We start from the raw sequence: 18,797 nt of genomic DNA on the forward strand, positions 1-18,797 counted from the left end.
GAATGGACGCGGCGCCGCGAACGGCGGCGCGGGAGAGGAAGCAATGTCCTGGATCGTCACCGGCGGAGCCGGCTACATCGGATCGCACGTGGTACGCGCACTCGCAGAAGCCGGGCTTTCCCCCGTCGTCATCGACGACCTCTCCAGCGGAGTCCCTTCCTTCGTCCCGTCGGGCGTGCCGTTCGTGAAGGGGACCATCCTCGACCGCGACCTCGTCGAGAAGACCCTCCGCGACCATCGGGCGGAGGGTGTGATCCACGTCGCCGGGTTCAAGTACGCCGGGGTCTCGGTGCAGCGACCACTGCACACCTATGCGCAGAACGTCGAAGGAACCCGCGTGATCCTCGAGGCGATGGATGCCGCCGGGGTTGCGAACATCGTCTTCTCATCGTCGGCCGCGGTCTTCGGCACCCCCGATGTTCCTCTCGTCGTCGAGAGCACCGAGAAGCGGCCGGCCAGCCCCTACGGCGAGTCCAAGCTCATCGGTGAATGGCTGCTGCGCGACCAGGCCGCAGCCACCGCCGAGTCCGATCGACCGCTGCGACACACGTCGCTGCGGTACTTCAACGTCGTCGGCTCCGCCGATCCCAGCGTCTACGACGTCAGCCCGCACAACCTGTTCCCGATCGTCTTCGAGGCGCTGCTCGCGGGCAAGACCCCGCGCATCAACGGCGACGACTACGACACCGAGGACGGCACGAACGTGCGCGACTACGTGCACGTCGGCGACATCGCGGCAGCTCACGTCGCAGCAGCGCGGCGTCTGGCGGCCGGCGATCCGATCGAGCCGGCATACAACCTCGGCTCCGGCGACGGCCTCAGCGTGAAGCAGATCATGGATGCCGTGGCCCGCGTCACCGGCATCGACTTCACCCCCGAGATCGGCCCGCGCCGCCCGGGCGACCCCGACCGGATCGTGGCGACGGGAGAACTGGCGGCTCGCGACCTCGACTGGAAGATGCGCTACACGGTCGACGAGATGGTGCGCACCGGCTGGGAGGCACGGAGGGCCGCAGGCTCCTAGTCCACCGCTCAGACGTCGCGGGTGCGGATCGGATAGAGCCAGAAGCACAGCCAGGCGAGCGCGGCGAAGGCGAGGGGGACGACCGCCAGCATCAGGCGGATGCCGCCGTCCACCGACCCCGGCTGAGCGCCTCCCAGTGAGGCGTCGAACCCGCTCGCCGTCAGCACCCAGGCGGCGACCACCGCCTGCAGGACGACCGAGCCGCGCACCACGAAGCCGTTCACGCCGAAGTACACGCCCTCCCGGCGGAGACCTGTGCGCGCGGCATCCTCGTCGATGATCTGCCCGAGCATGACCTCGAGTAGCTGGAGCAGGCCCCCGACGCCGACTCCCACGCCCACCCCGACGAGGGCTGCCCCCATCACATCGGCGGGGGCGAGGTAGCCGAGTACCGCGACACCGAACACGCCCACGCTCCAGAGCACCGCGACGCGCGGCGTCGTGCGACGCACCACCCAGCTCCACAGCACGATCGCCGGAATCGCGGTCACGAAGATCGCGGCGAGCAGGATGCTGCCTTCGCCCTCGGCGGCTCCCAGGGAGTAGCGGACGTAGAACGGGATGGCGGCGAGGATGACCGCGACCGACGTCTGCACCATCAGGGAGCCGAGGACGTATGGCAGGAAGGCACGGTTGGCGAAGGTGTACCGGAGCTGATCGCGCCAGGGCATCGCCACCGCCGCGCGCGCATCGGCGGGGACACGACGCTCGAGCATGCCGCCGGCGAAGGACCACGACAGCATCACGAGGCACACGCCGCCGAGGACCAGTGCCATCCCCGGCCAGCCGATGAAGCCGTACAGCAGGGGTGCGCCGGCCGTGCCGAGCACCATCCCGAGGATCGCGAAGATCTGCCGCGGAACGTTTCCGCGCGCCCGCTCCGCTGTCGTGCGGAAGATCTCGGGGAACAGCGCTGAGATGTTGAGCACCACCACCACGAAGGCGATGTCGTAGACGGCGACGACCACCAGGAACCAGGCGATGAGGCCGGCTGCCGGCAGCGCCGGGGGCATCCAGATGAGCATGAAGGCGACGACCAGCGGCACGATGCCGAGGCCTATCCAGGGGATGCGCCGGCCCCACGGCGTGCGGATCCGGTCGGAGAGCGCCCCGACTACCGGGTTGAGCAGTGCATTGAGGATGCCGTGCGCGATCATCGCGATCGCGACCCACCCGGCCGGCACCGCGAGGTGGGCCGCATAGAAGTAGACGACGAAGGCCGAGAAGGTCTGCGCCATGAGCTGCGTCGGAAAGCCGGAGGCGCCGAACGCCAGTGACTGCGCGGTGCTGGGCGCGGCATCGATGCGCCGGTCGCGGATGCCGGCGAGGATCATCGCCGCCGTGCCCGCTGCAGGTCGCGCAGGGCGCGCCAGCCGAGTCGTACGAGCTGTTCGTCGGCAAGGGCCTCGACCACGACGGGATCCGCCAGCAGGCGCCGTTCAAAGCCCCGCTTCGCGGCGCTGAAGTCCACCGTGGCCCGCAGTTCATCGCCGTCGATCATGGGATGCAGGTAGATCTCGGTGACTCCCGCGGGCACCTCGCGCAGCATGGCGACGAACGCATCCCGCACCTGCTCGTACGTCTCCTCGTCGGCGGTGCCCTCGCCCTCGAGCTCGAACGGATGCGTCCACAGCCGATCGACGATCTCGACGCCGAGTGCGTCGGCGGCGGCGGCAGCCTCATCGAGTCTGGCCTGCAAGGCGGCGTCAGCCGCCGCTCCGCCCATGCTCCGCGGCAGCCGAAAGGGCAGTCCGTGACGCGCCGCGAGCTCGAAGACCGGGGCGAGGAAGTCGCGACCGGTGGCCAGGCCGTAGACCGAGCCCATGTGGTTGTCGAGGTGCGTGACGTCCACACCGGCGGCGAGGGCGGCCTGCAGCTGCGCGGCGAGCTCGGCTGCGACGTCGTCGTCTGCGGCTCGTTCCTCGACCGTGGCGACGTCGGCGGGGAAGAACCCGTCGCCGTCGACGAGCGTCGTCGCCGTGCCGGTCAGCGGCCGCCAGCGATATCGGCTCCACTCGCTGGTCAGCACCAGGTGCACGCCGATGTCGAGATCAGGGCGGGATGCTGCGAACATCGTCGCCTCGGGTGCCCAGGCGCAGGGCATCATCAGTGTCGCGGAATCGATGTGCCCGCTCTCGAACAGGTCGAAGATCGCCGCATTGGCCGCGCGGCACATGCCGAAGTCGTCCGCGTTGAGGATGATCGCCCTGGTGCCGGCGTCGAAACCGAGCCGGGTGACGAGGCTCGATGTCTCGGTCACCGCGCCATCCTCGCGGACGGCGCGAGGACGCGCGAGAACACCGCCGCTCGAAGCGCCGAAGCGGCTTCGCCGATCGCTCCGACCAACGGCGCCTCCGGTCCGAAGGACGACACCAGGAAACACAGCGGGAGCTGCGCCGAGTACGAGTCGGCGACGCGCGAGACCGCATCCACGAGGACGGGGTGCGCTGCCGTCCCGCTCAGGATGAAAGCCTCGGGATCAAGCACGAGGGCGACGCTGCCGGCGATGAGGGTGATCCGCCGGCCCATCTCGTCGGCGATGCGCTGCGCTGCGGGGTCACCCTTCGCAGCGGCGGCGAGGTGTGTCTCGACAGGCGCCCCCGGGTCGCGGTCGTTGACGAGCGCGAGGTCGCCGATCACCGCCTCGTTCAGCACCGGAGCCCCGATCGGCAGTGGCGTCTGCGGCAGGTGCATGACCTCGCCCGCCACGCCCGATGCTCCTCGGTGAAGAGCACCGTCGATGACGATGCCCGCGCCGAGGCCGTCATCGAGCAGCAGCAGCGCGAAGCTCGACAGCTCGCCCCCCGCTCCCGATGTCAGCTCGGCGAGGGCTGCGAGGTTGACGTCGTTCTCGACGCGGACCGGGCATTCGATCCGCGCTGCCAGGGCCGCCCGGAAGGCGCCCCCGTCCGGGCCCAGATCGTCGCGGATGCCGCCATCGGCGGTGACGATCCCGGGCACGCCGACCACGGCGAGCAGCAGCGGACCCTGCACGCCGCGGTGGCACTCCTCGACGAGGCTCGCGATGTGCGAGACGCGGTCCTCTCGGTTCACCGGCGCGGCGTGGGGGAAGGGAGCGTGCTGTTCGGCGCGCACAGAGCCGGTGGTGTCGACGAGCACCACGTGGGCGCCGTGATGATCGACATGCACGGCGGCCGCCGAGCCCAGGCCGGGGTGCAGTGTCACCCTGCCGGCCGCCGGCCCGCGGGTCTCGCGATCCACCCCTGCCGTGGCGATCGCGCCCGCCGCCTCCAGCATCCGCAGCACCTGCGTCACCGCGGTGCGGGAAAGGCCGGTCGCGGCCATAAGCTCGGCGCGGGTCTGCGGCCCCTTCTGAGCCAGAGTGTCGAGGATCGCTCGCCCGTTGAGGGTTCGGAGCAGGGTCTGCGGTCCTGCCAGCGGTCTCGTCACGAGTACCCCCTTCGTGCTCGGCTCCGCTCAGCTTGTCACATCGCGTCCGACCGGTCGAGGTTCCTGTCCGAGCACCGGCGGGCGAAGTCGCTCTCGGTCATGGCGGGATGATCACGACGAATTCCGAACCCTGAGTTACTCGTATCGACTAATTCGGTTGCCCTGCGGCGATCGAACTGTCAGGATCGGCCTATGCGCACCTCCGGAAAACAACTCGCCCTCGACGACGTCTCGAAGCAGATCATCGAGTTGCTTCAGGAGGACGGGCGCCGGCCGTATGCAGAGATCGGCCGCGCCGTCGGTCTGAGTGAGGCCGCGGCGCGTCAGCGCGTGCAACGCATGACCGAGGCCGGCGTCATCCAGATCGTCGCCGTCACCGACCCGATGCAGCTCGGATTCCACCGGATGGCGATGATCGGCATCCGGACCATCGGCGACCCCCGGGTCATCGCGGAGGAGCTCACCCAGATCTCCGAGCTCGCCTATGTGAACGTGACCCTCGGCACATTCGACATCCTCGCCGAGGCGGTGTGCGAGAGCGACGAGGATCTGCTCGATCTCATCGCGACGCGCATCCGCACCATCGACGGCGTGACCCACACCGAGGCCTTCCTCTATGCCGGCCTCTACAAGGACCTCTACAACTGGGGCACGAGATGACGCGCTGCGCGTCCGCGAACCCCGCACCGATATCGGAGTGATCATGGGAACCACCGTCTTCGAGCGTCAGCGGCCGGCGGCATCCGTCGTCGATCACGCGCTGAAGGACACCTCGTTCGCCGTCTTCTGGCTCGACGACGTGCAGCGGACGGAGTACCCCCGTCTCACCGGTGCGGTCACGGCCGACCTCGCCGTCGTCGGCGGCGGCTACGCCGGGCTGTGGACGGCGATCAGGGCGAAGGAGCGCCAGCCGGACCGAAAGGTCGTTCTGCTGGAGGCCTCTCGTGTGGCGTGGGCCGCATCGGGGCGCAACGGCGGATTCTGCGAGGCCAGCCTGACGCACGGCCACGAGAACGGGCTGCGCCGCTGGCCGGATGAGATCGATCGGCTCGAGCAGCTCGGCCTGGAGAACCTCGACGCGATCGGCGCCACGGTCGAGCGCTATGGCATGCGGGCCGATTTCGAGCGCACCGGACAGCTCGCGGTCGCCGTCGAACCGCATCAAGTCGAGTGGTTCCGCGACGAGGAGGGGTTCCTCGACCGGGACGCGGTGCGGGAGCAGGTGCACTCGGAGACCTATCTCGCCGGTTCCTGGGACCGCGAAGGCTGCGCCCTCGTGCACCCGGCCAAGCTCGGCCTCGAGCTCGCCCGCGTCGCGACCGAACTCGGTGTGGAGATCTTCGAGCACGCGCTGGTGCGATCGATCGACGGCGACGGCTCGGGCCCGGTGACGCTGAAGACCGAGGGCGGGCGGGTCACGGCCGGCTCCATCGCCCTCGCGACGAACGTCTTCCCCTCGCTCCTCACACGCAACCGCCTGATGACCGTGCCCGTGTACGACTACGTGCTCATGAGCGAACCGCTCACCGCGGAGCAGCTCGCGTCGATCGGATGGTCGAACCGGCAAGGGCTCGCCGACAGCGCCAACCAGTTCCACTACTACCGACTCTCCGCCGACGACCGCATCCTTTTCGGCGGCTACGACGCGATCTATCACTACGGCGGCAGAGTGCGCCCCGAGTACGAGGACCGTCTCGAGAGCCATCGCCGTCTCGCAGAGCACTTCTTCACGACCTTCCCTCAGCTCGAGGGATTGCGGTTCACGCATCGATGGGGCGGGGCGATCGACTCGTCGAGCCGCTTCTGCGCGTTCTTCGGCACCGCCAGGAAGGGCCGCGTCGCCTATGCGACCGGGTTCACGGGCCTCGGCGTGGGAGCCGCGCGATTCGCCGCCGACGTCATGCTCGATCACCTCTCCGGCGTCGAGACGGAGCGCACCCAGCTGGCAATGGTGCGCGAGAAGCCGATCCCGTTCCCTCCGGAACCGGCGGCGGCCATCGGGATCAACCTGGTGCGAGCGGCGATGGATCGAGCCGATCACAACGAGGGCAGGCGCAACCTGTTCCTCAAGACCCTCGACGCGCTCGGGATGGGCTTCGACTCATGAACGAGATCGCCGCTGGAACGGGAGTGGATGCCGCATCCATCGCCCTCGCGCACCAGCCGCTCGCCGCCGACGACGCCCTCTCCGGAACACCGTCGGCGGCCCTCCATCCGCTGGCGACCGTCGGTGCCGCCGAGGTCGGGATCTGGGAGATGACGCCCGGCACAGCGCGCGACACCGAGGTCGACGAGGTGTTCGTGGTGATCGCCGGTCGGGCTCGCATCACCTTCGAGGACCCGGCTGTTGCCGATCTCGACGTCTCGCCGGGTTCGGTCGTCCGCCTCGCCGAGGGCATGAGGACGGTCTGGACGGTCTTCGAGACGCTCCGCAAGATCTACATCGCCTGAGGTGCGGGCCGCGTGGCGTGCGGCACCGATGCCGTGCGGCGCGAGGTCGATAGCCTGGGCGCATGGTGACTGGACCTCCGATCGTGCACACCGCCGCCGGGCCCGTCCGCGGATTCTGGCGCGAGGAGTTCGGTCGACCCTCGGCGGCGTTCCTCGGCATCCCCTTCGCCCAGCCGCCCGTCGACGACCTGCGGTTCGCGGCGCCCGTCGCGCCGGAGCCCTGGAGCGAGATCCGCGACGCGACCCGATACGGCGCCACGGCGCTCAGGCACGACCCCGGCGGCACGCTCATCCCCGAGCCCGCCATCGCCGGCGACAGCACGCTCAACGTCAACGTCTTCACTCCCGATCCGGCGGGTTCCCTGCCGGTGCTCGTCTGGATTCACGGCGGCGGGTACACCGAGGGATCGCCCTCAAGCCCCTGGTACGACGGACGAGCGTTCAATCGCGACGGCGTCGTGACGGTCTCACTCTCGTACCGGCTGGGCTTCGACGGGTTCGGGTGGATCGACGGCGCCCCGCACAATCGCGGTGTGCGCGACTGGCTTGCAGGGCTCGCATGGGTGAGGCAGAACATCGCCGCCTTCGGAGGCGATCCGGAACGGGTGACCATCGCCGGTCAATCCGCCGGCGGCGGCGCGGTGCTGACGCTGCTGGGGATGCCGGGCGCGCAGTATCTCTTCCGGTCCGCCTTCGCCGTCTCGGCAGCCCTTGCCGACGTTCCCGCCGACGCCGCGCGAGCGCGTGGTGAACGCCTCGCCGCGCTGGCAGGAGTCTCCGCCGACGCAGCTTCCCTCCGCTGCGTGCCCGAAGACCACCTTCACGAACTGCAGCGGCGGGCTCAGAGCGCGAAGCGCGGCATCGGCGCCCTCACCGATCTGCTCGAGCACGGACTCCCGTGGGGGCCGATGGTCGACGGGGAGTTGCTGCGGATGCCGACGCTCGATTCGCTCCGCGAGGGGGTCGGCAGCGACAAGCCACTCCTCCTCGGCGCGGCCGACGACGAATTCACGATGATCGCCGAGACCGAGCAGGCGAAGCTGCGGCTGATCCCCCCGGCGGTGCTGCTGCGACCGTTCCTCCGTGACCGCGACGTCAGGCGCGCTTATCTCGACGCGAATGCCGAGCAGCGCGCCAAGGGCACGGCGGCCGTCATCGGCCGGTATGTCAGCGACCACATCTTCCGCGCGCTGGTTCCCGCAGCCGCGGAGGCGCGGTCGCGGGGCGCGGCCGACACCTGGGCGTACCGGTTCTCGTGGGTCTCGCCGGTCAAGGGCTGGGCGTGCCACTGCCTGGATGTGCCCTTCTGGTTCGATGCGCTCGACCTGGAACGAGTGCGTGGCCTCGCCGGTGATGCTCCGCCGCCGTCGCTCGCCGACGACATGCACGCCGCCGCGGTGAGATTCGTGACCGAGAGCGACCCCGGCTGGCCGGCCTGGCGCACGCAGCCCGGCACGACCCGGGTGTTCGGCGGCCGTTCCGCGCCCGGCGCCGACCCGGAGATCACCGAGACGGCGTACGACAGCGTCCTCGCCCTGCTCTGACCCGCCGCCATAGTCACCGACCGCCCGACCGCGACCGCGACGCCCGCGACCGCGGAGTCAGGTGAGCCGGGTGACGCCGGCGTGCGGCATCCGCTCACGCATGATCCGGATGGCCTCGGGATTGTCGTCGACGAGCACGGCATCACGGCCGAGGGCGGAGGCCACCGCACCGGTGGTGCCGCTCCCGGCGAAGAGATCGAGCACTCGATCGCCGGGGCGACTCGATGCGCGCACGATCCGTCGGAGGATGCCCTCGGGTTTCTGGGTGGGATACCCCGTCTTCTCCCGACCGGTCGTCGGGACGATGGTGTGCCACCACACATCGGTGGGGAGCTTCCCTCGAGCCGCCTTCTCGGCGGTGACGAGCCCGGGCGCCATGTACGGCTCTCTGTCGACCTCGTCCGAGTCGAACACGTACTCCTTCGGGTTCTTGACGTAGACGAGGATCGTGTCGTGCTTGGTCGGCCAGCGCCGGCGTGACTTGGCTCCGTAGTCGTACGCCCAGATCAGCTCGTTGAGAAAGCAATCCCGCCCGAACACCGCGTCGAGCATGACCTTGGCGTAATGCGCCTCCCGGTAGTCGAGGTGCAGGTACAGGGTGCCGTCGTCGGCGAGCAGCCGCCAGGCCTCTTCGAGTCTCGGCATGAGGAAGGCGCCGTAGTCGTCGAAACGGTCGTCGTAGGCACGCAGCATTCCGCGGACGCGCTCGTAGGCGTGGCCGTGGAACCCGTGCCGCACCTCGGCGGCGGCCGCCACCGGTTCATTACTCCTCAGTTCCGCGGCATCGGCCGAGACGCTCCGGCCCGATTCCGGGGTGGCCGCGGCGTCGAGGCCGGATTCCTGAGGAGTTGTGAACGCGCGACGTGCCGTGACGACCTGGCGTTCCTGCGGCCGCCCCGTGTTGAACGGCGGATCCAGATAGACGAGCGTGAAGGATGCCGACGGCAGCCCGCGGGCGACGGCGAGATTGTCGCCCTCGATGATCGACACCGAACCCGGCGCCTCCCCCGTCGCCGATGGCGCTATGGGGTCGGTCACGGCACCCGGTGAAGCCACGCCTCGGTGGCGAATTTCGACTCGACGAGCGCCTCCGCCTCGGCCAGTTCTTCCGCCGAGACCGCGCCGTCTTCGGCGTCGGTCAGCGAGCGGAAGGTGGCCTTGAACCGTTCGATGATCTCGGCGCGGCTGAGTCCGGTCTGGCTCCGAAGCGGGTCGACCCGCTTGGCGGCAGAGGTCGTGCCCTTGTCGCTGAGCTTCTCCCGGCCGATGCGCAGCACCTCGGTCATCGCCTGGCCGTCGATGTCGTACGAGAGGGTGGCGTGGTGCAGCACCCCGCCGTTGGCGAGGCGCTTCTGCGCGGCCCCGCCGATCTTGCCGGTGGGACTCGCGATGTCGTTCAGCGGCTGATACACGGCGTCGATGCCGAGTGAGCGCAGCGCCTGGAGCACCCAGTCGTCGAGGAAGGCGTACGAGTCGGCGAAGGTCATGCCCTGCACGAGGGATGCCGGCACATACAGCGAGTACGTGATGATCTGCCCCGCGGCCATCATCATCGCCCCTCCCCCGGAGATCCGGCGAACGACGTCGAATCCGTGCCGCGCCGCGCCTTCCGGGTCGACCTCGTTGCGGTACGACTGGAACGAGCCGATGACGACGGCCGACTCGTCCCACTCCCAGATCCGCAGGGTCGGGCGACGGCGTCCCTCGCCGACCCGGGCGGTGAGCACCTCGTCGAGAGCGAGGTTCATGCGCGGTGAGACGGCCTTGTCGTGCACGATCTCCCAGTCGAAGTCGCGCCATCCGGGCGCGGTGACGAGGGCCCGGCGCACAGCGGTGCCGACGGCGTCGGGGGTGAACCCGAGCAGCTGCGCACCGTCAGGGAGTGCCCGACGAACCGCCGATGCGATCGCGGACGCATCCGTCTCGATCGGCAGGCCCGTGACCGCGGCGTTGATGTCGTCGAGGGCGTCGTCGGGCTCGAGGAAGAAGTCGCCGGCGAGACGGAACCGGGCGATCTTTCCGTCTTCCACGTCGAGGTCGACGACGACGAGCTTCCCGCCTGGAACCTTGTATTCACCGTGCACGGAACCAGCTTAAGCCGCGCGGGGCGCCCGTGCTCCTGCCCGCCGGATCAGTCGCGCGAGGGGATGCGGCGATCGAGCCACGACAGCAGGTCGGCGCGGACCTCGTCCTGCTGCAGCTCATTGAAGATCTCGTGCCGCGCGTCCGGGTAGACCAGCGTCGTCACGTCGCTGAAGCCGGAACGTGTGCGGTAGTCCTGGGCGAGCAGGTGCACGCTGCGCGGTCCGCCCACCGGGTCGTCGCGGCCGACGAGCAGCAGCATGGGGATGTCTCGGCCGAGGTTCCTCGCGGGCCGACCATACAGCTTGGCGGCCTCGATCGGCCCGAAGAGCTTCAGCAGCGGGACGGCTGTCGTGAGCGGGTCATCCCCGAACGCGCGCCACACCTCGGGGTCGCGCGACAGCCACTCGAAGCCGGTCGCCTCGGTTGCCGCCCAGCGTGCGTTCAGCGGAGCGGGGTTCATCATCCTCGGCGTCCGAAGGGCCGAGCCCGAGAGGATCACGGCATCCCAGGCCTCGGGGTGATCGTTGACCAGCATCTGGGCGAGGAAGGATCCCCAGGAGTGCCCGAGCAGCACGAGCGGCAGATCAGGATGGTCCTCGCGGATGATGCCGGTCAGCTGCCAGATCGCGTCTTCGGTCGCGCGCAGGCCGCCCTTGCCGAGCCGGCCGAGCCTGGCCGGCCCTCCGTGCTGGCGGATGCCGGTGCGGCCGTGACCGCGGTGATCGTCGGCGTACACGATGAAACCGGCCGCGGTCAGGGCGCCGATCAGCGCCGGGTAGCGGCCGGCGTGCTCCCCGACACCGTGCAGCAGCTGGACGACTCCCCGCGCGGTGCCCGCCGCCGGATGCACGTCGTAGACGATGGCGATGCCGTGGGCATCGGTGAATTCACGCGTATCCGTCACGCCCCCACCCTAGTCAGCCTGCCGGTCGTCTCCGGCCCGCGAGACTGCAGTCGCGCGCCGAGAACGTGACGGAAAGCCACCCCCTCGGCGGGAGAGTGCAGTCTCGCGGCAGAGGGCCGTCTCGCGCGTCAGCGGCCGAGGGAACGCACGACCGCAAGGGCTGTCTCGAGATCGGTGACCTCGTAGCCGCCGACACCGTCGGAGGCCGATCCCATGCGGACTCCCCCCTGCTGCGTCACCGACCGCTTCGCCGAGAAATGCAGCGCGTCGACTCCCACGGCGGCGAGCGCCGGCGCTGTCGCCGCATCCACCCCGCTGCCTGCCATGATCTCGATCTGACCCTCCGCCGCCACGACGAGTGCGCGGAGTGTGTCGATGCCGTCGATCGCAGCGGACGCCCCGCCCGAGGTGAGCACGCGTCGTAGGCCGAGCGCGCGCGCCGCCGCCAGGGTCGCCAGCGGGTCTGCGGACATGTCGATGGCACGGTGGAGGGTGACGGATGCCGTCCCGGCGGCGTCGCGCAGTCGGGTCATCGCGGCGACGTCGAGCCGCCCCGCATCGTCGAGCACGCCGATCACCACGCCGGCCGCCCCGGCTTCGACGGCGCGACGCACGTCCCGCTCGGCGGTCGCGAGCTCGTCCGCGTCATAGTGGAATCCGCCGGCGCGCGGTCGGATCAGCACGTGCGTCTCGGGCCCGTCGTCGCCCGCGGCCTCGAGAGTGAGCTCGATCGTGGCCGGCGACGGCGTGAGACCACCGAGGGCCAGAGCCTGAGCGAGTTCGACGCGCGCGGCACCGACCTCGCGGGCGACCCGCATTCCAGCGGGATCCTGCACGGCGATTTCCAGGGCGAGCGTTCGGGTCACCCGTCCATTCTGCCCTCCGCGCGCGCAGGGGCCCGCAGCATCCGGTCTTTCCCCTTCCAAGAAGATTAGATAGGCTATCTAAGTAATGTCTGAGTCTGATGAAGCCCTCCACCTCACCGCCACAGACCTTCGCATGGCCACGTTCCGGCTCGCCCGGCGCCTGCGCAGCGCCCGTGCGGCCGACTCGATGAGCGACACACAGTTGGCGGTGCTCGCCGGCCTCCGCATGCACGGCCGACGTACGATCTCTGCGCTCGCGGAGAGTGAGCACATCACCGCTCCCTCGATGAGCAGCATCGTCAACGGTCTCGAGGAGCAGGGTCTCGTCGTGCGGATCCCCGACGAGGACGATCGCCGCCGTGTACAGGTCGAGATCACCGCGGCCGGCACCGAGATCGTCGCCGAGACCATCCGCCGACGCGACCACCTCCTGGCTGCGATGCTCGACCGGGTCGACTTCACCGCCGAAGAGCTCGCCACGTTGCGAGAGGCCAGTGCACTCATGAGGAGGGTGGCCGAACGATGAGCGCGATGTTCCGCTCCTTCTCCAACATCAACTACCGCATCTGGTTCGCCGGCGCCCTGGTGTCGAACATCGGGGGCTGGATGCAGGCGACGGCCCAGGACTGGGTCGTGCTCACCGAACTCACCGACAATGACGCGACCGCGATGGGCGTCACGATGGCCCTGCAGTTCGGACCTCCCCTGGTGCTGGTCAGCCTGACCGGCTGGGTGGCCGACCGCTTCGAACGACGCCGCATCCTGCTGGCCACGCAGGCCTCGCTGCTGCTGCTGGCCGTCGCCGCCGGTGTGCTGCTGCTCACCGGTGTGATGACCCTGCCGATGATGTTCGGCTTCGCGCTGGGATTCGGCGTCGTCAACGCCTTCGACGCTCCGGCGCGGCAGGCGTTCGTGTCCGACATGGTCTCGACCGTTGAGACCTCGAACGCGGTCGCCCTCAACTCCGCATCCTTCAACCTGGCGCGCATGATCGGACCCGCCGTCGGGGGCCTCCTGATCGTGGCGATCGGCTCGGGCTGGGTGTTCGTGGTGAACGCGGCGACATTCCTGGCGATGATGTTCGCTCTGCTCATGATGCGAACCGGGCTCCTCGCTCCCCGACCGAAGAACCGTAGTCGCGGCGGCCTCGCCGCCGGCTTCCGCTACGTCTGGGGCCGCAGCGATCTGCGCGTCGTGTTCGTGATGGTGTTCCTCATCGGCGCCTTCGGCATGAATTTCCCGATCTTCGCCTCGACGATGGCGATCGAGTTCGACAGCGGTGCCGACGGCTACGGCGTGCTCAGTTCGATCCTGGCCATCGGTTCGCTCGTCGGCGCTCTGCTCGCCGCTCGACGCGACCGCGCGCGGGTGCGCGTGATGATCGCAGCTGCGGGCGGGTTCGGCGTCGCCGCCTTCGTCTCGTCGGCCATGCCGTCGTACATCTCGTATGCCGTCACGCTGATGTTCATCGGGTTCATGATCGTGACCCTGCTGACGACGGCGAACGGCTACGTGCAGATCACCACCGACGCTGCGCTGCGGGGCAGAGTGCTCGCGCTGTACATGGCGGTGATCATGGGGTCGACGCCGGTCGGCGCCCCGATCGCCGGCTGGGTGGCTGACGTCTTCGGTCCTCGCGCGGCGATCATGCTCGGCGGAGCCGCGGGGCTCGTCGCCTGCCTGATCGGCACGATCTGGGTGCTCTCATCCGGCCGGCTGCACCGGCGCACGGAGAGCCGCTTCCTGCTGACGCTCGACGAGACACGGCCGCTGGCCGTCGTCGACGAGGCCGACCCGGTGGAGTTCAGTGACGAGGCGGCGCAGACCACGCCGATCCGCACCGCCCGCAAGGAGTGAGCGCCGTCAGGCATCGTCCCGGCCTGAGGCGGCGAGCCTGACGCGGCGAGCGCCGTCGGGCTACCGTGGATGGATGAGCGGATCCGAGAGCAGCGACAGTCTTCCCGGGGAGATCACCGCCGAACCGAAGCTCGAAAGCCCGGCGAGACGGTCTCTTCCGCCCGTGCAGCGGTGGGTGTTCTGGCCGGCATCGGTGATCATCGCCGTGTTCGTGGCCTTCACGCTCGCCGCGCCCCATCTGGCCGAACAGCTGTTCTCGGTCATCCAGACGAGCATCGTCAACGCGTTCAACTGGTATTACGTGCTGATCGCGGCCTTCTTCGTCGCCTTCAGCCTGTTTCTCGGCTTCAGCCGGTTCGGCGACATCAAGCTGGGGCGCGACGATGACGAGCCCGAGTTCTCGCTGCTGAGCTGGTTCTCGCTGCTGTTCGCCGCCGGAATGGGCATCGGCCTCGTCTTCTACGGCGTCGCCGAGCCGCTCACCCATTTCGTGTCGCCCCGACCGGGGGTCGCCGGCACACCCGAGCAGCTCGCACAGCAGGCGCTCAGCCAGACCTACTTGCACTGGGGCGTGCATGCCTGGTCGATCTACGTCGTCATCGGCCTGGCCCTCGCGTACGCGATCCACCGCCGTCGCCGGCCGATCTCGATCCGGTGGACGCTCGAACCCCTGCTCGGCAAGTGTGTCGAGGGCGGATGGGGACACGCGATCGACGTGATCGCCCTCGTCGGCACGCTCTTCGGGGTCGCCACGTCTCTCGGACTCGGGGTACTGCAGATCAGCTCAGGGCTCGAATCCGCCGGCATCGCAGAGCCGGACGTGACGACGCAGGTGATCATCATCCTGGTCATCTCCGTCTTCGTGCTCATGTCGGTGCTGTCGGGTGTCACCAAGGGTATGAAGTGGCTGTCGAACTTCAACCTCGTGATGGCCGGGCTACTCGTGCTCTACCTCCTGATCGCGGGGCCGAGCGAGTTCCTGCTGCGCGACTTCGTTCAGTCGATCGGCAACTACATCCAGAACTTCATCGGGCTCTCGTTCAACGTCAGCGCCTTCCAGGGCTCGGCCGGCGAGCAATGGCAGGCGCAATGGACGTCCTTCTACTGGGGGTGGTGGATCTCGTGGGCGCCCTTCGTGGGCATCTTCATCGCCCGCATCTCGAAGGGCCGCACCGTGCGGCAGTTCGTCGCCGGCGTCATCCTCGTGCCGACACTTCTCGGAATCCTCTGGTTCTCAGTGTTGGGCGGCTCCGCCCTTGCCATCGAGCTGAACGAGCCGGGAACGCTGACGACAAACGGCGAGGTCGATCTCCAGGGTGCCCTCTTCGCCCTCCTGCAGCACGTGCCCGGAACGGCCGTCGTGACGATCGGCGCCCTGGTGCTGATCGCGATCTTCTTCATCACCTCCGCCGACTCCGGCGCGCTCGTGATGGGCATGATCGCCACCGGTGGCCAGCAGAACCCGAAACGACGGATCCGAGCCTTCTTCGTGCTGGTGACCGCGACCCTTGCCATCGCGCTCCTTCTGGCCGGCGGCCTGACCGCCCTGCAGACCGCGGCGATCACCATCGCCCTTCCGTTCAGCGTCGTGCTGCTGCTGATGTGCTGGGCGACGATGCTCGCCTTCATCCGCGAGCGGCGAGCCTACGCGCGTGCGGAGCGCGCCCAGCTCATCGACCGGATCGGCGACTACTACGGCCTCGAGGTCGAGTCCCATGACGAGCGCGGGATCCTCGGCGCTCAGCCGCGATGGATACGCAATCTGCAGCGGCGATTCCGCCTCCCCGTGGCGCCGGCGAACCCCACGCGACCGTCGCCGGCGTTGCTGAGCAGCGATGGAAGGTCGGACTCGGGCCCGGCGACGCTCGACGTCGATGACCTCGTCTCCGCCGACGAGCTCTCCGCCCATGACGATCCGGACGTGCCGGAGCACGGAGAGGGCGAGGCACCGCAGCTGCCACGGTGACGAATCGCGGCTTGTCAATCCCCTGACGGGCGCCGGGTCGGCGACATAGCCTCCTGGCATGGACGAGAACACAGAACGCACCCCGCATCCGGAGGATCCCGCAGAAGGCGCCCCTGGCGTCGACGACACGACCGGCGCCAACGGCCAGGGCGCCACGCAGGGCGGAGCCATCCAGGGCGACAGCTCGCACGGCGACTCTCCCCGCGGCGCCATCCAGGGCGACGCCGGCGAGCAGCGCTCCCCGTTGGGGGGCGACGAGAACACCGAGGATCAGCTCGGCGCTGACAACGCGGCCGAACAGGACACACTGCGCACCCTCGATCCCGACGACTCACCCGCCTGATCGAGACGGTCGCGTCTGACGTGACAGGGGCGGCCCTCCCGGTCCGGGAAAGCCGCCCTTGTCGCGTCGCGGCCGTGAGCCGTTGAGATTCTCAGGCCCCGAGCACGAACCGAAGCTGCTCGACGGCCCAGTCGAGCTCGGTCGCTCGGATCACCAGCGGCGGGGCCATGCGGATGGTCTGGCCGTGCGTGTCCTTGACGAGCACCCCTCGGGCCATCAACCGCTCGGCGATCGCGCGACCGGTCCCCCGCGAGGGATCGATGTCGACGCCGGCCCAGAGACCGGCGATGCGCACGGCGGTGACCCCGTTGCCGATGAGCGGCTCCAGTCCCTGCTGCAGGTGAGCACCCAGCGCCCTGGCCCGCTCCTGGAACTCTCCGGTCGCGAGCATCTCGACGACGCGGAGCCCGACGGCGGCAGCGAGCGGATTGCCCCCGAAGGTCGAACCGTGTTCGCCCGGTCGGATGACGCCCAGGACATCACGGTCGCCGACCACGGCGGAGACGGGCAGGATGCCGCCGCCGAGGGCCTTGCCCAGAAGGTACAGGTCGGGCACGACACCCTCTCGGTCGCAGGCGAAGGTCTCGCCGACGCGTCCGAGACCCGACTGGATCTCATCGGCGATGAACAGCACCTGCCGCTCGTCGCAGATCTCCCGGATGCGCCGCAGGTAGCCCTCCGGAGGGATGACCACGCCACCCTCGCCCTGGATGGGCTCGATGAGGATCGCTGCGGTCTCCTCGGTGATGGCCGCGGCCACGGCATCCGCATCCCCGTAGGGGACCACGTCGAAGCCGGGCGTGTACGGACCGAAGTCGTCGCGCGCCTGCTCGTCGTCGCTGAAGCTCACGATGGTGGTGGTGCGGCCGTGGAAGTTGCCGGTGGCGACGATGATGCGCGCACGCCCTTCGGCGATGCCTTTGACCCGGTAGCCCCAGGCGCGGGCGACCTTGATGCCCGTCTCGACGGCCTCGGCGCCGGTGTTCATCGGCAGCACGAGCTCCTTGCCGCAGAGGGCAGCGAGTGCCGCCGCGAAGGGCTCGAGCCGGTCGCTCATGAACGCGCGGCTGATGAGGGTGACCCGCCCGAGCTGCTCGGTGAGGGCGGCGACCAGCGCAGGATGGCGGTGACCGAAGTTGACCGCGGAATAGGCGGCGAGCAGGTCGAGGTATCGCTTGCCCTCGACATCGGTCACCCAGGAGCCCTCGCCCCGCGCGATGTTCACCGGGAGCGGGTGATAGTTCTCGGCGACGTGCGGTTCGGCGGCGATCACTTCTGACGGGTCGAGAACGGTCTCAGCAGCGGTCACTTCGCACCGCGCAGTTCGAGCGTGCAGCACTTGATGCCGCCGCCGCCGAGCAGCAGTTCAGACAGATCGACGGTGATCGGGTTGTAGCCGCGCTCGCGCAGCTGCCGCTCGAAGCCCGTCGCCCGCGGCGAGATGATGACGTTGTAGCCGTCGCTCGAGGAGTTGAGGCCGAACACCGAACCGTCCTCGTCCGAGACGAGGATCGCATCGGGGTACCGCTCCTCGAGGATCGCGCGGCTCGCATCGTCGAACGCGCCGGGGAGGTAGGCGATGTTCGCGCGCTCCGGGCCGCCGTTCTCGACGCCCTCGACCGGGTCGAGGACCGCGATGGCGGTGTCGAGGTGGTAGAACCGGGGGTCGACGAGGTTGAGCGAGACGACCTCCCGGCCGAAGACCTCGCCCACCTCATGGTGGCTGTCGCCGGTGGAGCGGAATCCGGTGCCGGCGAGGATCACATCACCGACGAGCAGGAAGTCGCCTTCGCCCTCGTTGACCTCTTCGGGGAGCACCGTGTCGTAGCCGTTGGCGCGGAACCAGTCGGCGAAGGCAGGCGCCTCACCGGCGCGCTCGGCGAACCGGAACTTCGGCACGTACGCGCGGCCGTCGATGAGGAAGCCGCCGTTGGCGGTGTACACCATGTCGGGGTAGCCCGCGAGCGGCTCGATGAGCTCGACCTCGTGGCCGAGTTCGCGGTACAGGTCGTACAGCTGCTGCCACTGCGCGACCGCATTGGCGGTGTCGGTCGGATTGGCCGGCTCCATCCACGGGTTGATCGCATAGCTCACGGTGAAGTGCTCCGGCCGGCACATCAGGTAGTGGCGGCGGTGCGCGGTGCGGGTGGGGGCGGTCGTCACAGCGGTGTCATGCGTGGACAGTGTGCTTTCAAAAGACATGAAGGCTCCTCGAAAGAGATGCGGCGGACGCTGTCCAGGGGCCCGGCGGTCCTTCGACTCGCTGCGAAACTGCGCGAGGAAGATGCGACTCGGGCACGCCAGTGTCCATTGTGTCACCCGGCGCCTGTGCACCGCCAGAGCGCC

At 69.2% G+C, this 18,797-nt stretch carries 18 protein-coding genes; 9 read left to right on the top strand and 9 right to left on the bottom strand.

The window, feature by feature from the left end:
* Positions 1–43 precede the first annotated feature (43 nt).
* Entirely contained in the window at positions 44–1,024 is a 981-nt protein-coding gene (gene galE, locus RIN18_RS10400; protein WP_309103897.1) for a UDP-glucose 4-epimerase GalE, read from the top strand.
* Between the two features lie 8 nt (positions 1,025–1,032).
* Here galE and RIN18_RS10405 read toward each other — a convergent pair whose 3' ends face one another.
* The 3 genes from RIN18_RS10405 to RIN18_RS10415 are packed head-to-tail and all read right to left on the bottom strand — an operon-like array spanning position 1,033 to position 4,435.
* Complete coding sequence (locus RIN18_RS10405) at positions 1,033–2,358, bottom strand: MFS transporter (protein WP_309103898.1); 1,326 nt, start codon at positions 2,356–2,358, stop codon at positions 1,033–1,035.
* Positions 2,355–3,284, bottom strand: coding sequence for a polysaccharide deacetylase family protein (locus tag RIN18_RS10410; protein ID WP_309103899.1), 930 nt, complete (start codon positions 3,282–3,284; stop codon positions 2,355–2,357). Before RIN18_RS10410 ends, RIN18_RS10405 begins: the two co-directional genes overlap by 4 nt.
* Positions 3,281–4,435 (bottom strand): ROK family transcriptional regulator, encoded by a 1,155-nt coding sequence (locus tag RIN18_RS10415; protein ID WP_309103900.1) that lies wholly within the window; start codon positions 4,433–4,435, stop codon positions 3,281–3,283. The genes RIN18_RS10410 and RIN18_RS10415 overlap by 4 nt, the downstream gene beginning before the upstream one ends.
* A gap of 192 nt (positions 4,436–4,627) precedes the next feature.
* Between RIN18_RS10415 and RIN18_RS10420 the strand changes: the two genes are divergently transcribed.
* The 4 genes from RIN18_RS10420 (at position 4,628) to RIN18_RS10435 (ending at position 8,430) form a co-directional block, all read left to right on the top strand.
* Positions 4,628–5,095, top strand: a complete 468-nt coding sequence (locus RIN18_RS10420) for an Lrp/AsnC family transcriptional regulator (RefSeq protein ID WP_309103901.1) — start codon at positions 4,628–4,630, stop codon at positions 5,093–5,095.
* A gap of 43 nt (positions 5,096–5,138) precedes the next feature.
* The gene (locus RIN18_RS10425; protein ID WP_309103902.1) at positions 5,139–6,542 is read left to right on the top strand and encodes an FAD-dependent oxidoreductase; all 1,404 of its coding nucleotides are present in this window, start codon (positions 5,139–5,141) and stop codon (positions 6,540–6,542) included.
* Positions 6,539–6,886 carry a cupin domain-containing protein gene (locus RIN18_RS10430; protein ID WP_309103903.1) on the top strand — a complete coding sequence of 116 codons (348 nt, stop codon included), beginning with the start codon at positions 6,539–6,541 and terminating at the stop codon, positions 6,884–6,886. Before RIN18_RS10425 ends, RIN18_RS10430 begins: the two co-directional genes overlap by 4 nt.
* A gap of 62 nt (positions 6,887–6,948) precedes the next feature.
* Positions 6,949–8,430 (top strand): carboxylesterase family protein, encoded by a 1,482-nt coding sequence (locus tag RIN18_RS10435; protein ID WP_309103904.1) that lies wholly within the window; start codon positions 6,949–6,951, stop codon positions 8,428–8,430.
* A gap of 57 nt (positions 8,431–8,487) precedes the next feature.
* On the opposite strand, the gene RIN18_RS10440 is transcribed toward RIN18_RS10435, so the two are convergent.
* The 4 genes from RIN18_RS10440 to RIN18_RS10455 form a co-directional block, all read right to left on the bottom strand.
* Positions 8,488–9,468, bottom strand: a complete 981-nt coding sequence (locus RIN18_RS10440; RefSeq protein ID WP_309103905.1) for a site-specific DNA-methyltransferase — start codon at positions 9,466–9,468, stop codon at positions 8,488–8,490.
* Positions 9,465–10,514 carry a lipoate--protein ligase family protein gene (locus RIN18_RS10445; RefSeq protein ID WP_309103906.1) on the bottom strand — a complete coding sequence of 350 codons (1,050 nt, stop codon included), beginning with the start codon at positions 10,512–10,514 and terminating at the stop codon, positions 9,465–9,467. Before RIN18_RS10445 ends, RIN18_RS10440 begins: the two co-directional genes overlap by 4 nt.
* 47 nt (positions 10,515–10,561) lie before the next feature.
* The gene (locus RIN18_RS10450) at positions 10,562–11,419 is read right to left on the bottom strand and encodes an alpha/beta fold hydrolase (RefSeq protein WP_309103907.1); all 858 of its coding nucleotides are present in this window, start codon (positions 11,417–11,419) and stop codon (positions 10,562–10,564) included.
* Positions 11,420–11,547: 128 nt separating this feature from the next.
* Positions 11,548–12,285 carry a copper homeostasis protein CutC gene (locus RIN18_RS10455; protein WP_309103908.1) on the bottom strand — a complete coding sequence of 246 codons (738 nt, stop codon included), beginning with the start codon at positions 12,283–12,285 and terminating at the stop codon, positions 11,548–11,550.
* A gap of 85 nt (positions 12,286–12,370) precedes the next feature.
* Between RIN18_RS10455 and RIN18_RS10460 the strand changes: the two genes are divergently transcribed.
* The 4 genes from RIN18_RS10460 to RIN18_RS10475 all read left to right on the top strand — a co-directional run bounded on the left by RIN18_RS10460 (position 12,371) and on the right by RIN18_RS10475 (position 16,451).
* A complete protein-coding gene (locus RIN18_RS10460) occupies positions 12,371–12,811 on the top strand; it encodes a MarR family transcriptional regulator (RefSeq protein ID WP_309103909.1) in 441 nt (146 codons plus the stop codon).
* Positions 12,812–12,816: 5 nt separating this feature from the next.
* The gene (locus RIN18_RS10465; RefSeq protein WP_309103953.1) at positions 12,817–14,142 is read left to right on the top strand and encodes an MFS transporter; all 1,326 of its coding nucleotides are present in this window, start codon (positions 12,817–12,819) and stop codon (positions 14,140–14,142) included.
* A gap of 73 nt (positions 14,143–14,215) precedes the next feature.
* Entirely contained in the window at positions 14,216–16,108 is a 1,893-nt protein-coding gene (locus RIN18_RS10470; RefSeq protein WP_309103910.1) for a BCCT family transporter, read from the top strand.
* A 58-nt stretch (positions 16,109–16,166) separates the two neighbouring features.
* Positions 16,167–16,451 (top strand): hypothetical protein, encoded by a 285-nt coding sequence (locus RIN18_RS10475; RefSeq protein ID WP_309103911.1) that lies wholly within the window; start codon positions 16,167–16,169, stop codon positions 16,449–16,451.
* Positions 16,452–16,542: 91 nt separating this feature from the next.
* Here the strand turns inward: RIN18_RS10475 and rocD are convergent, their stop codons facing one another.
* Both rocD and ddaH read right to left on the bottom strand, forming a co-directional pair.
* Positions 16,543–17,760: an ornithine--oxo-acid transaminase gene (gene rocD, locus RIN18_RS10480; protein WP_309103912.1), complete on the bottom strand. Its 1,218-nt coding sequence runs from the start codon at positions 17,758–17,760 to the stop codon at positions 16,543–16,545.
* Positions 17,757–18,653, bottom strand: coding sequence for a dimethylargininase (ddaH, locus tag RIN18_RS10485; RefSeq protein ID WP_309103913.1), 897 nt, complete (start codon positions 18,651–18,653; stop codon positions 17,757–17,759). The genes rocD and ddaH overlap by 4 nt, the downstream gene beginning before the upstream one ends.
* Positions 18,654–18,797 lie beyond the last annotated feature (144 nt).

The sequence above is a fragment of the Microbacterium sp. genome (genome assembly GCF_031179285.1).
Classification (GTDB): Bacteria; Actinomycetota; Actinomycetes; order Actinomycetales; family Microbacteriaceae; genus Microbacterium.

Coding starts and splice junctions, on each gene's coding strand:
- galE (WP_309103897.1), top strand. CDS start 44: ATGTCCTGGATCGTCACCGGCGGAGCCGGCTACATCGGATCGCACGTG.
- RIN18_RS10405 (WP_309103898.1), bottom strand. CDS start 2,358: ATGATCCTCGCCGGCATCCGCGACCGGCGCATCGATGCCGCGCCCAGC.
- RIN18_RS10425 (WP_309103902.1), top strand. CDS start 5,139: ATGGGAACCACCGTCTTCGAGCGTCAGCGGCCGGCGGCATCCGTCGTC.
- RIN18_RS10470 (WP_309103910.1), top strand. CDS start 14,216: ATGAGCGGATCCGAGAGCAGCGACAGTCTTCCCGGGGAGATCACCGCC.
- RIN18_RS10460 (WP_309103909.1), top strand. CDS start 12,371: ATGTCTGAGTCTGATGAAGCCCTCCACCTCACCGCCACAGACCTTCGC.
- RIN18_RS10465 (WP_309103953.1), top strand. CDS start 12,817: ATGTTCCGCTCCTTCTCCAACATCAACTACCGCATCTGGTTCGCCGGC.
- RIN18_RS10420 (WP_309103901.1), top strand. CDS start 4,628: ATGCGCACCTCCGGAAAACAACTCGCCCTCGACGACGTCTCGAAGCAG.
- RIN18_RS10430 (WP_309103903.1), top strand. CDS start 6,539: ATGAACGAGATCGCCGCTGGAACGGGAGTGGATGCCGCATCCATCGCC.
- RIN18_RS10475 (WP_309103911.1), top strand. CDS start 16,167: ATGGACGAGAACACAGAACGCACCCCGCATCCGGAGGATCCCGCAGAA.
- ddaH (WP_309103913.1), bottom strand. CDS start 18,653: ATGTCTTTTGAAAGCACACTGTCCACGCATGACACCGCTGTGACGACC.
- RIN18_RS10435 (WP_309103904.1), top strand. CDS start 6,949: ATGGTGACTGGACCTCCGATCGTGCACACCGCCGCCGGGCCCGTCCGC.